Source organism: Myxococcus sp. AM010 (genome assembly GCF_013372585.1).
Lineage (GTDB): Bacteria > Myxococcota > Myxococcia > Myxococcales > Myxococcaceae > Myxococcus > Myxococcus vastator.
In genome coordinates this window covers 1-12,078 of record NZ_JABXEO010000095.1, presented here as the reverse complement: position 1 = coordinate 12,078, position 12,078 = coordinate 1, and the positions used below count along the sequence as shown (strand labels likewise).

The 12,078-nt window shown below is 70.0% G+C and carries 7 protein-coding genes; all 7 read right to left on the bottom strand.

Features of this window, described 5'->3' with window-relative positions:
• Nucleotide 1 precedes the first annotated feature (1 nt).
• A complete protein-coding gene (locus HV826_RS30995; protein ID WP_176420670.1) occupies nt 2-271 on the bottom strand; it encodes a hypothetical protein in 270 nt (89 codons plus the stop codon).
• Between the two features lie 52 nt (nt 272-323).
• The gene (gene rho / locus HV826_RS30990) at nt 324-1,865 is read right to left on the bottom strand and encodes a transcription termination factor Rho (RefSeq protein WP_176420669.1); all 1,542 of its coding nucleotides are present in this window, start codon (nt 1,863-1,865) and stop codon (nt 324-326) included.
• Nucleotides 1,866-2,131: 266 nt separating this feature from the next.
• Nucleotides 2,132-4,609: a signal peptide peptidase SppA gene (sppA, locus tag HV826_RS30985; protein WP_176420668.1), complete on the bottom strand. Its 2,478-nt coding sequence runs from the start codon at nt 4,607-4,609 to the stop codon at nt 2,132-2,134.
• 48 nt (nt 4,610-4,657) lie between these two features.
• A complete protein-coding gene (locus HV826_RS30980; protein ID WP_176420667.1) occupies nt 4,658-5,860 on the bottom strand; it encodes a PEGA domain-containing protein in 1,203 nt (400 codons plus the stop codon).
• Nucleotides 5,861-5,922: 62 nt separating this feature from the next.
• Nucleotides 5,923-7,392, bottom strand: coding sequence for a PEGA domain-containing protein (locus HV826_RS30975; RefSeq protein ID WP_368671030.1), 1,470 nt, complete (start codon nt 7,390-7,392; stop codon nt 5,923-5,925).
• Nucleotides 7,393-7,491: 99 nt separating this feature from the next.
• Complete coding sequence (locus HV826_RS30970) at nt 7,492-9,423, bottom strand: type IIA DNA topoisomerase subunit B (protein ID WP_176420665.1); 1,932 nt, start codon at nt 9,421-9,423, stop codon at nt 7,492-7,494.
• A 12-nt stretch (nt 9,424-9,435) separates the two neighbouring features.
• On the bottom strand, nt 9,436-11,811 hold the full coding sequence (locus HV826_RS30965; RefSeq protein ID WP_176420664.1) for a DNA topoisomerase (ATP-hydrolyzing) subunit A: 2,376 nt from the start codon (nt 11,809-11,811) through the stop codon (nt 9,436-9,438).
• Nucleotides 11,812-12,078 lie beyond the last annotated feature (267 nt).

Here is a 12,078-nt window from a genome sequence, read left to right as displayed (position 1 = left end):
GTCAGCTCGCCGCCGCTTGGGCTATCAGGAGGACTCCGCCCCAGACGAGCGCCAGGCTCATCAGGGCCAGCACCACGTTGCCCGCCGACCATTCGCGCCGCTCACCCGGGCCCTCCAGCGCCTTGAGGCGCTGGGCCAGGCAGTTGGCGCAGCGGTTGATGCCCTCGAACTGCGTGGTGCACTCCCGGCAGATGACGCGCCGGCACTCCACGCAGACGCCGAGGCCGGCGCGCTCCGGGTGGTAGTGGCAGCGGCCCGAGCCTTGAATCATGCCGCCACCTTAACGCACACCCGGGCCCGCCGTACCACTCCCGAAGCGGGGACTACAGCTCGTCGAGGAACTCGTCGTTGTACGTGTAGCGGGACAGCCGCTTCACGAGCGCCTCCATGGCCTCCACCGGCTTCACGGAGAAGAGCATCTGCCGCAGCTTCTTCACCTTCTCGTACTCGCGCAGGGTGAAGAGCTTCTCCTCCTTGCGCGTGCCGGACTGGGCGATGTTGACGGCGGGGAAGACGCGCTTCTCCGCCAGGAGCCGGTCCAGGGTGACTTCGGAGTTACCCGTTCCCTTGAACTCCTCGAAGATGACCTCGTCCATGCGGCTGCCGGTGTCGATGAGCGCCGTGCCGATGATGGTCAGCGAGCCGGCCTCCTCCGTCGCGCGGGCGGCGCCGAAGATGCGCTTGGGGCGCTCCAGGGCGCGGCTGTCCACGCCGCCGGACATGGTGCGGCCGGAGTTGTCCACCTCCTTGTTGAAGGCGCGGGCCAGCCGCGTAATCGAATCCAGGAGGATGACCACGTCCTTGCCCGACTCCACCAGCCGGCGCGCGCGCTCCAGGGCCAGCTCCGCCACCTTGAGGTGGTCCGCGGTGGGGCGGTCGGAGCTGGAGGCCAGCACCTCCGCCTTGATGCTCCGCCGCATGTCCGTCACTTCCTCCGGACGCTCGTCGATGAGCACCACCATGACGTGGCACTCCGGGTGGTTGGAGAGGACGGCCTGGGCGATGCGCTGGAGCATGATGGTCTTCCCCGTCTTGGGCGGGGCGACGATGAGCGCGCGCTGTCCCTTGCCAATGGGCGAGATGAGGTCCAGCACCCGCGTCACCATCTCCTTGTGACCGCTCTCCAGCTTGAGCCGCTCGGTGGGGTCCACCGACGTCAGGTCCGCGAAGTGCGGCAGCCGCGGCGCGCCCTCGAGCGGCCGGCCGTCCACCGTGTCCACCTTCTGGATGACGCCCTTGTGGCCCCGCATCTGCGCGAAGGCGGTGATGTACTGGCCCTGCCGCAGCCGCAGCTTCTGGACCAGGTTCTTGGGCAGCTCCGGGTCGTCCGGCGCCGCCAGCAGGCTGCGCTTGAGCTGACGCAGGAAGGCGTTGGGGCCCTTGGCCTCCGTGTCCAGCACGCCCTCCACCGGCGACAGGTTCGCCTGCTGCGAGGCCTGCTGGCCGCCGCCCCCGTGCTGCGCGTGGCGCGCGTGCTGCTGGCCCCCGCCGCCGTGCGCCGGCTGCGGTTGTTGCTGTTGCTGTTGTTGCTGCGCCTGCCGCTGGCGGTGCTGCTCCAGCTCCTGCGGCGTCAGGAAGACCTGGACCTGCTGCCCGTCCGCTCCCGGCTGCATCCGGTAGGCCTGGCCGTCCGGGGTGAAGAGGACCTGCGCGCCACGGCGACGGCGCCGACGGCGGCGGCGGCGGCCGGTGGCCTGCCCGGGGGCGCCGCCCTGTGCGCCACCCGCGCTGGAATCACCGTCATCAGGCCCCTCGTCGTCGCCCTCGTCGCCACCGTCGTCGTCCGGCTCGGGCGGCGCCACGGCGCGGGCGGCGGGAACAGGGGGGGCATCACGTGGGTCGCGGTTATCGGGGTTTTCGCTCATGAAAGTTCCAGACTGTGTGCGCCCCGGGCGGCCGCTCCAGGAGGAGGGCGGGGACGCAAGGTGACTCAGGCCGTGGGACAGGAAGCGGACGCGGGGCCCTGGTGACAAGCAAGCCGAACCGCCGGTTCCTGGAGCACCCTGGCGGCCCAAAGCCGTCCGAGGTGCAGGGGTAACAGTAACAGAGGCCGGGGACGGCGCCGCCGCTTTTTTCGCGAGGTGTCGTCCGCCCGACCCCTCCTTGCCGAATCAGGGCCGCCGCCAGGGCCTCAGCGGACGGTTATCTGGAAGGGCACCATCGCCTTCACGCCCGGCTGGAGCAACAGCAGGTTCAGCCCCGCCGAGCGGGCCAGCGCCCGCAGGGACTCGGGCAGGACGGGCTCTTGCGCGGGCAGCAGGGACAGCGCCGCGCGCACCCCGGGCTCACCGCCCAGCGCGGAGAGGAAGCCCCGGGCCTCGCCCATCACCACCAGGTCCAGCTCCTCGTCCGGAGGGACTCCGGCCCGCAGCCGCGCGGAGTCCACCGCCTCCATCAGCCCGCCCAGCTTGTCCACCAGGCCGCGAGCGAGCGCGTCCTGGCCGCTCCACACCCGGCCGCGGGCGACCTCGTCCACCTTGGCCTTGTCCAGCTTCCGCCGCAGCGCCACCTGGGTGATGAAGCTGTCGTAGGACGCGTCCGCCCACGCCTGGGCCGCCTCCTGCTCCTCCGGCGTCCAGGGGCGCCACACGTCCAGGATGTCCGCCAGCGGCGCGCGGGTCAGGCTCTCCTGGTGCACGCCCAGCATCCCGCCCAGCAGGCCCTCGAAGGCGGGCTTGATGTAGAAGACGCCGATGCTGCCCGTCAGGGTGGTGGGCAGGGCGAACACCTCGTGCGCGCCAATGGCGGCGTAGTAGCCGCCGGACGCGGCCATGTCCCCCATGGAGGCGATGACGGGCTTGTGTCTGGCCGCCTCCAGCACGGCTTCGTACATCAGGTGTGACGCCAGCACCTCGCCGCCGCCCGAGTCCACGCGCACGACGATGGCCGCCACGCTCGGGTCCGACTGCGCCTGCTCCAGCGCGCGCATCACCGTCTCCGCGCCCGCGAGGCGGCTGAAGCCCAGCGGGTCCTCGCGGCTGCGTCCGCCGATGATGTCGCCCAGCACCGGCACCACGGCGATGCGGCGCCGGCGGGCCCAGCGGCCATCGCGCTCGTCGCGCGGCGCGTACGTGGTGCTGAAGCGTCCGCCCGGCACCAACTCCGCCACCTTCTTGTCCAGCTCCGTCGAGGAGATGATGCCGTCCATCAACCCCAGCTCCACCGCGCGCTTCGGGTGGGGCAGGCCCAGGGCCCACAGCGCGCGCAGCCGCTCCACGGGCACCTTGCGGCCTTCCTGCACGGCCTTCTCGTAGACGGCCACCTCCGTGTCCAGGTAGGCGTTCGTGGACTCCAGGGCGGCGTCGCTGGGCTCGGTGCGGGTGAGCTGCTCCGGGGCCGTCTTGAAGCGGCCCACCCGCGCCACGTCCCAGTGCACGCCCAGCTTCTCCATCGTCCCGCCGTACGCCTGGAGGTGCACGGCCAGGCCGTTGATGTAGAGAATCGACTCCTGCAGCGCGTAGATGCGGTCCGCCGCCGACGCGACGAAGTAGCCCAGGTCGTCCGTGGACAGCACCACCGCCATCACCCGCTTGCCGGACGCGCGCAGCCGCAGCAGCGCCTGGCGCAGCTCCTCCGCCTTGCCCCAGCTCACCCCGGGCAGGCTCTCCAGCTTCACCACCACGCCGGCCAGCCGGTCGTCCTGGGTGGCCAGATCCAGCCACCGCGTCAGCCGCAGGTACGGGTCCGCCTCGCTGACGCCCAGCCAGGAGAGGACGGGGCTGGTGCCGCCGCTCAAGGCATCATTCAAGTCCAGCAGCGTCACCACGCCGGCGCGCGGCGCGATGGAGCGGTACGTCTCCGACGACAGGCGCACCGCCACCAGGTGGTCCAGCCCCGCGTTCGTCCCGCCCGCCGCGTAGGTGAGGCCCAGGTGCGAGGTGTCCACCGTGGCCGCCACCTGGAGCGCGATGGGCACCCCGGAGGTGAAGCCGTGGGACATGCCCGCGCCCAGGCGGAGGCCCGGAACCACCTCCGCGTTGAGGGTGTACGTCGCCTGGCCCTGGCGGAACGCGCCTTCGGAGAAGCGCCAGTCCACGCCCAGCGTGTAGCGCTCATCCAGCGGGCGCACGCCCAGGCCCAGGTTGTATTGCCGCTTCAGCGCCAGCGTGGCCTCGGTGGGGGCGTTGACGTCGCGCACTACCGCCCCCAGCGACAGCGCCCGCAGGGGTCGCGCCGTGAGGCCCACGTCGAAGGTGTCGAGCGCGTCGATGTCCCGGTTGGACGAACCATAGGCGTGCCACGAGGCGCCCAGCTGCAGCGTGCGCGTGCCCAGGGAGAGGCCCAGCGACGTGCGGCGGTAGTCCGGCTCCGCCCGGCCACGAATCCACTCCATGGCGCCGCCCAGGCCCATGCCGAGCAGGCGCGTGGCCAGGAAGACGCCGTCTCCCAGGCCGTCATGCACGAGGTTTCGCTCGTGCAGGTAGAAGAGCTGGCTGCCTTCGACGAAGCCCAGGCCCGCGGGGTTGAGCGACAGGGCAGTGGCTTCGTCCACCAGCGCGGCGCCCGTGGGCGGCAGCGTCAGCCCCCGGGAGGGCAGGGCGGGCTGGCTGATGACGCTCGTCTGGGCGAGCGCGAGGCTGGGGAGGAGCAGGAGGGCGAGCAGGCGCATACGCCCCGGGACTCTAGGCTTCCGCCGTCCCGGGACAAGCGCTCTGCGCTACCAGTCCTCGGTTCCGGACACACCGTCGAGCGGGTCGTCGCCGGGCTTGCTCTGCTTGTCCTGGGCCTTGCCACGGCCGCCCCGGTCCTCCGACGACCAGTCCTCCATGCCGCCGCGGCTGTCCAAGGGGTCCTTGCTCCGGGTTACCTTCTCACCGATGTTGTTCACCAGGTGGTTCACCACCCGCTCCATCTCCTGCTTCAGCTGGCCGAACTCATCGCCCTGGACGGACATGCGCCGCCCCGCCATCCTCTGGCCGGTGCGCGCGTCGTAGTAGCCCAGCGTCAGCTCGGTGCCCTCGCCATTGGCGCGCAAAGTGCCCAGCATCACCCGGTCCAGCCCCAGTGACTGCGCCATGGCCGCCACGCCAGACGCCTTCTCACCGGCGCGGTTCACCTCGCCCGCCACCCGGTCCAGCTTCGCGTCGTAGGCCTTGTACGAAGAGGTAGGCACCAACCTGGCGGTGACCTCGGTGTCGTCGGTGGCCACCTCCATGATTTGCCCGTACTGCTGGAAGCCCGGGCGCTCCACGCGCAGCAGGTGCTTGCCAATGGGCAGCGCGGGCAGCGTCACCGGCGTGTAGCCCACGGCCTCGCCGTCCACGTACACGCGCGCGCCCGCGGGCCGCGAGTTGACCGTGGCGGTGCCGCGCAGCTGGGACGTGCGGCTGGTGGCCACCTGCACGCGCAGGGAGAGGAACTCGCGCGTGAAGCGCTTGGGGGACAGCTCATGGGTGGGGGACAGCGCGATGAGGTCGATGAGCGCCAGCTTCGCCTCCTCCACCTCGCCGCGCAGGTGCAGCACGGCGGCGTACAGCGCCAGCGCGTCACACAGCGGTGAACACCCGCGCATGGCGCCCGCGGCCCCCTGCAGCTCCTTCAGGGTGGCGCGCACCTTGCGCTCCGCCTCCTCGTATTCCTTCTTGTCGAAGGCGGACAGGCTCTCCGAGTAGCCCTTGCGCCCGCGCTCCAGCGAGGCCCGGGCCGCCGCGTCCTCCGGCATGCCGAACAGCTCCTCCGACTTGCGGACCTTCATGCCGGCGAAGTGGCTGAGGGCGTCGTTCATGTAGCCCTCCATCTGCACGCTGGAGGCCTCGGAGGCCGGGTCCATGGGCACCAGGAGGGTGCTGACGCGGCGCGCCTGGGGCGGGGCCGCGAGGGCCAGCGCGGGGAGGAGGACAAGGGCGAGGGCGGCTTTCATGGGGTGACCTCTGAAACAGGCGACGCGGGAGGCGGTCCGGGCATTCAACACGCGGCTCCGCCTCAGAATCCGACTCCACCAGAGACGGGGTTGAACGGGCGGCCCTTGTCCTGGGACGTCGCCACGAAGACGGCCCCGGCCGTCACCGCCGCCGCGCCGCCGACCACCGCCCAGAACCACGGGCGCTTGATGAGGGTGGAGAACGAGCTGCCGCCCTCCGCCACCCGGGGCGCCGCGACGCCGGTGACGAAGGCGCGCACCTGGTCCGCCGCCGCGTCCGGGCCGTTCTTCTTCGCGCCAGGCACCAGGGAAATCTCCACCCCGCGCAGCCGCGCGTTGGAGCGCAGGTCCCACGCCTGGAGCTCGGCCTGGAGGTAGCCCTCGTCCCCGCGGTCCACCGCCGCCAGCACCACGTAGCGGGCGTTGAGCCGCTCACCAATGGCGCGTGCCTCGGGCGGCGGCGTGTCGCGCTCGAAGGCCTGTTCGGTGCTGGCGTGGACCGCCGCGTCACGCACGGCGGAAAGGCCCGGGGTGGGCTCCAGCGCCGCCTTCACCTCGGTGCTCTTGGCGGACGCGATGTCAGTGTACTGGGCGAAGGCCGCGTAGCCGGGAAGGGACACCACCACCGGGTGCTGGCCCGCGGGCAGCTCCACGCCCTTGAGCGGCGTGACGCCCAGCGCCCGGCCACGCACGAGGACGCTGGCGCCCGCCGGCTGCGACTCCACCACCAGCGTGCCGGCCGGCCGCGCCGTCACCTCGGCGCGGGCCTGGTCGAAGGCCTTCAGCACGTCCTGCCCGAAGAGCGCGGTGTCGGGCGTCATCGACGGCTCCGCCACCACCGCGCGCTTGAACGCCTCCTGGCCGCCGGCGGAGTCGCCGTTGAGCAGCCGCGAGGCGCCCAGGAACAGGTACGTCTTGGCCAGCCGCTCCGGGCTCAGCTCCGCCGGCTGCTTCGTATAGGCCTCCGCCGCGGCCACGAACTTCGCCTCGGCGGCCTCGGGGTCCAGGTTGTCGTAGTCCGTGCGGCCCTGCTCGAAGAGCGTGTCCGCGCGCGTCAGCGAGGTCGGCGGGGACGGCGGGAAGGCCGCGCCCAGGTCCACCAGCGGCACGCCGCTCGCCTTCAGCCGACTCAGCAGGTCGCCCTCCAGCTTCACCGCGACCTCCTCCACCGTGGACGTCCGCGCCACCGCGAAGAGCGCCACCGGCCCCTCGGCCGTCACCGCCGCGCTGGCCAACGCCGGCTCACCCGCGGCGCCCGGCTCCGGCGCGGGCGTGGCCACGGCCGGGGCGTCCGGAGACACCAGCGGCGTGACGGACGTCTCGTCGTTGTCGTTCGGAGAGCCGAAAATCCGGGGCTCAGCGGATTCATCGCTGTCCGCGTCATCCGCCGGGGGGGCCTTGGTCGTCTTCACCGGCTGGGTGGTGGAGGGGGGCTTCTTGCTGGACTTCTTCTTCCGCGAGGACTGCCCGTAGGCGGGAGAGGTGGCCAGCAGGAGCGCGAGCAGCAGGGAGGTTCGGCGGAACGTAGTCACGGCGCGGATGCTAGCCGAGCCAGGGCTCCGTCTCAAAAGCCCTGCTGCGCGCGGGGCCCTCCGGGGTGGGAGGGACCCGCGCGGGTGATTCCGCCCTGACTAGACGTCCAGGTCCTGGACCTCGCTGGCGCGCTCCATGATGAACCGGAAGCGGGCGCTGACGTCCTTGCCCATCAAGTCGTTGATGAGCCGGTCCGTCTCCAGGGGCTTGTCGATGGTGACGCGCAGGCTCATGCGGTTCTTCGGGTCGAGCGTCGTCTGCTTCAGCTCGTCGGGCGTCATCTCGCCCAGGCCCTTGAAGCGCATGATGTTGGGCTTGGCGTTGCCCTTCGTCTTCTCCTTGATGATGCGGTCGCGGTCCGGCTCATCCAGCGCCCAGTACGTCTCCTTGCCAATGTCCACGCGGTACAGCGGCGGCTGGGCGATGTGGATGGCGCCGCTCTCAATCAGCGGGCGCAGGTGCCGGTAGAAGAAGGTGAGCAGCAGCGTGGCGATGTGGTGCCCGTCGCTGTCGGCGTCCATCAGCAGGAAGACGCGGCCGTAGCGCAGCTTGCTGATGTCGAAGTCGGAGCCGATGCCGCAGCCCAGCGCGGACACGATGTCCTGGAGCTCCTTGTTCGTCGTCACCTTGTCGGTGGACGCCTGCTCCGCGTTGAGCACCTTGCCGCGCAGCGGGAGGATGGCCTGGGTGCGCCTGTCGCGGCCCTGCTTGGCGGAGCCGCCTGCGGAGTCACCCTCCACGATGAACAGCTCGCTCTGGCCCGGGTCCGTGGACGAGCAGTCCGCCAGCTTGCCCGGCAGGTTGAGCCGGTGGCTGACCGCCGTCTTGCGGCTCACCGCCTGGGACGCGGCCCGGCTGGCCTCGCGCGCGCGGGCGGCCAGGACGATGCGGGCCACCACCGACTCGGCGATGGACTTGTTGTCGTTGAGCCACTTCTCCAGCGCCGGACGCAGCACGCCGTCCACCTGGCCGGACACCTCGGGGTTGTTGAGCCGCCCCTTCGTCTGGCCCTGGAACTGCGGCTCCACCACGTAGGTGGACAGGATGGCGGTGATGCCCTCGCGGATGTCCTCCGCGGTGAGCGTCACGCCCTTGGGCGCGATGCCGTGCGTCTCGATGTAGTTGCGCACCGCCTTCACCACCGCGCCGCGCAGGCCCGCCTCGTGCGTGCCGCCCAGCGGGGTAGGGATGCCGTTGACGTACGAGCGGATGTGCTCGTCGGTGGCCTCCGTCCACGCCAGCGCCGCCTCCAGCCGCACCCCGTTGTCACGCGAGTGGTAGAAGGCCGCGCTGCCCGCGGGCACCAGCGGCTTGTTCCGCTCCGTCACCACCTTGGTGAGGTACTCCGCGATGCCGCCGTCGTGCTTGTACGTCACCGACGTGGGCGGGCTGGACGTCTCGTCCTTCCAGACGACCGTCATGCCCTTGTGCAGGTAGCTCTTGGCCTCCAGTCGCTCGCGCACCATCTCCGCGTCGAACTTCAGCTTGTCGCCGAAGATCTCCGGGTCCGGTTCAAAGGTGACGGCGGTACCCGTGCCCCGCGTGGCGCCTTCCGCCTTCAGCGTGCTGGTGGCCTTGCCCCGCGCGTACGTCTGGACGTGCTTCTTGCCATCGCGCTTGATCTCCACGACGAGCTTGCGCGCCAGCGCGTTCACCACCGAGCTGCCCACGCCGTGCAGACCGCCGGAGTGGATGTAGTTGCCCTGCTCGAACTTGCCGCCCGCGTGAAGCGTCGTGAGGATGACCTCCACGGCCGGCTTCTTGTGCTTGGGCATGATGTCCACGGGGATGCCTCGCCCGTTGTCCACCACGGTGACGCTGCGGCAGTCCTTGTGGAGCGTCACCTCCACCGTGGTGGCGTAGCCGTTGATGACCTCGTCCACCGAGTTGTCGAGGATCTCCCACAGCAGGTGGTGATACCCCGTGCTGTCGGTGCCGCCGATGTACATGGCCGGGCGCTTGCGCACCGGCTCCAGGCCTTCCAGGACCTGGATGTCCGCGCCTGTGTAGGTTTCCTTCTTCGTCGCCATGGCGTCCTCTGCCTAGTCCTTCTTCTCGGGCAACGGGATGAAGGTGACGGGGCGCGCCACCTCCTTCACGGCGTCGCGCTTCGACATCTCGTGGCCCTTGCCGCCGCGGCCCGTCAACCCGTACTTCGCCGGGGACAGGTGCAGCTTGCGGCCCTTCTGCGTCTCGAACTCCAGCTTCGCGTCCTTCTGCGAGGGCGACGCGGCGAGGAAGTCCACCACCCGGTCATTGCCGTCCACCTTGATGACGGTGACGCCCTTGCCCGGGCCCGCCAGCTCGTTGACCTCCGCCACCTTGCACACCAGGGCGCTGGTCTTCTCCGTCAGCACCGCCAGCAGGTCGCGGTCCGTCACCGGCTGCACGCCGATGATTTCGTCGCCTTCACCCGTCTTCGCGTAGCGGCGGCCGGCGCGCGTGGAGACCTCCAGGTGCGGCTCCAGCAGGAAGCGCATGCCCAGGCCCTGCTTCGTCACGCCCACCAGCTTCTGCGGGCGCGGCAGCCGCGCGTCCAGCGACAGGGCGGACACCACGCGCTCGCCGTCGTCGAACTTGAAGAACTTCTGCACCGGCTCGCCGTAGCCCGTGGAGGCGGGCACGTCGTTGAAGCGGGTGACGTACGCGGTGCCGAAGTTGCTGAACAGCACCAGGTTCGCCTTCAGGCTGCCGGCCAGCACCGCCATCACCGCGTCGCCTTCACGCAGGCGGGTGGTGGACGGGTCCTTCACCTCGCGCACGCGCTTGACCCAGCCGTCGCGGGTGATGACCACGTGTGCGTCCTCGTCCGCGATGAACGCCTCGGCGCTGAACTCCATCTCCTCGGAGCCCGCGCCGCCAATGCGCGTGCGGCGCTTGTCATTGTAGCGGGCCTTCATCTCGCCCAGCTCGTCCCGGACCGTGTTCCACACCTTGTTCTTGTCCTTGAGGATGCCCTGGATGCGCTTGATTTCGGCGCGCTTCTCCTTGAGCTCCTTCTCCACGACCAGAATCTCCAGGCGGGCCAGCTTGTAGAGCTTCATCTCCAGGATGGCGTCCACCTGGGCTTCATCCAGCTTGAAGCGGGCGATGAGCTTCCGGGCCGCGTCCTGCTTTCCTTCCGACGCGCGGATGATCTTGATCATCTCGTCGAGCGCGTCGTAGACCTTCTCGAAGCCCTCCAGGATGTGGACGCGCCGGAGCAGCTCGCCCAGCTCGTGCTCGAAGCGCTTCGTCACCACATCGAAGCGGAAGGTGAGGAAGTACCAGAGGATGTCCTTGAGGTTGAGCCGCTCGGGCGCGCTCAGCTCGGGCTTGTCCTTGATGGGGACCAGGCAGGTGAGGTTGACGCCGAAGTTCGTCTGCAGCGGCGTCTGCTTGTACAGGTACGCCATCACCAGCTCGGGGTTGGCGTCCTTCTTCAGCTCCAGGACGATGCGCACGTCCTTGGTGGATTCGTCGCGCACGTCGGTGATGAGCGGCAGCTTCCGCTCGCGCACCAGGTCGCCGAACTTGGCCACCAGCGTGGACTTGTTCACCGTGTAGGGGATGGAGGTGATGATGATCTGCTGGCCGCCTCGCTTGAGGTCCTCCAGCTTGTACTCACCGCGGATCCGGATGCTCCCCTGGCCCGACTCGTAGATGTCGCGCAGCTCCTTCTTGTCGTTGAGGATCTGCCCGCCGGTGGGGAAGTCGGGACCCTTCACCCACTTGAGCAGGTCCTTCGTCACGAGCTGCGGGTTCTCGATGAGCGCCACCAGCGCGTCCACCAGCTCGCCCAGGTGATGGGGCGGGATGTTGGTGGCCATGCCCACGGCGATGCCCGTGGTGCCATTCATGAGCAGCTGCGGCACCCGTGCGGGGATGACCACCGGCTCCTGCAAGGTGCCGTCGTAGGTCGGCCGGTAGGCCACCGTCTTCTTGCCCAGCTCCGTCAGCAGCTCGCTGGACAGCATCGCCAGGCGGCACTCGGTGTAGCGCATGGCCGCCGCGCCGTCGCCGTCGAGCGAGCCGAAGTTGCCGTGGCCGTCCACCAGCGGGTAGCGCAGCGAGAAGTCCTGCGCCATGCGCACCAGCGCCTCGTAGATGGAGGAGTCACCGTGCGGGTGGTACTGACCCATGACGCTGCCAACCACCTTGGCGGACTTCTGGTACTTGGCTTCATGCGTCAGCCGGTGGTCGTGGTACATGCCGAACAGGATGCGGCGCTGCACCGGCTTGAGGCCGTCACGCACGTCCGGCAGGGCGCGCGAGGTGATGACCGACAGGGCGTAGTTGATGTACCGGCGGCGCGCCTCGTCCGCGAGTGAGGCCGGCACGGAACCGTCACCACTGCCGCCCGCGGAGCCACCCCCTCCGTTGCCGCCCCCCCCGGCCCCCTGCTTCTTCCGCGTTTTCGTTTCGGCTTCTCCGAGCATGGTCGTCAATCCACAGGTGAGAACGCCCCGCACCTCGAACGCGGCGCGCGACCCGCGCACTCCTCGCGTTGGGGGGCAGAGGTATGTAACAGGGCGCCGGGACTACCATGCCACCCTGACATTGGGAACGAATTCGGGGGGTTGCGCACTCTCCAACAGTGCCCACCTATACGCCTGTATAGTCCTGTTCGCCAGCAGAACCCCACTCCAACCCCGCGGAATTCCGAGGTCGAAGGCCTCCTGGTGGCTGGCTGGGTGGGGCGGGAC

Coding starts and splice junctions, on each gene's coding strand:
- HV826_RS30995 (WP_176420670.1), bottom strand. CDS start 271: ATGATTCAAGGCTCGGGCCGCTGCCACTACCACCCGGAGCGCGCCGGC.
- rho (WP_176420669.1), bottom strand. CDS start 1,865: ATGAGCGAAAACCCCGATAACCGCGACCCACGTGATGCCCCCCCTGTT.
- sppA (WP_176420668.1), bottom strand. CDS start 4,609: ATGCGCCTGCTCGCCCTCCTGCTCCTCCCCAGCCTCGCGCTCGCCCAG.
- HV826_RS30980 (WP_176420667.1), bottom strand. CDS start 5,860: ATGAAAGCCGCCCTCGCCCTTGTCCTCCTCCCCGCGCTGGCCCTCGCG.
- HV826_RS30970 (WP_176420665.1), bottom strand. CDS start 9,423: ATGGCGACGAAGAAGGAAACCTACACAGGCGCGGACATCCAGGTCCTG.
- HV826_RS30965 (WP_176420664.1), bottom strand. CDS start 11,811: ATGCTCGGAGAAGCCGAAACGAAAACGCGGAAGAAGCAGGGGGCCGGG.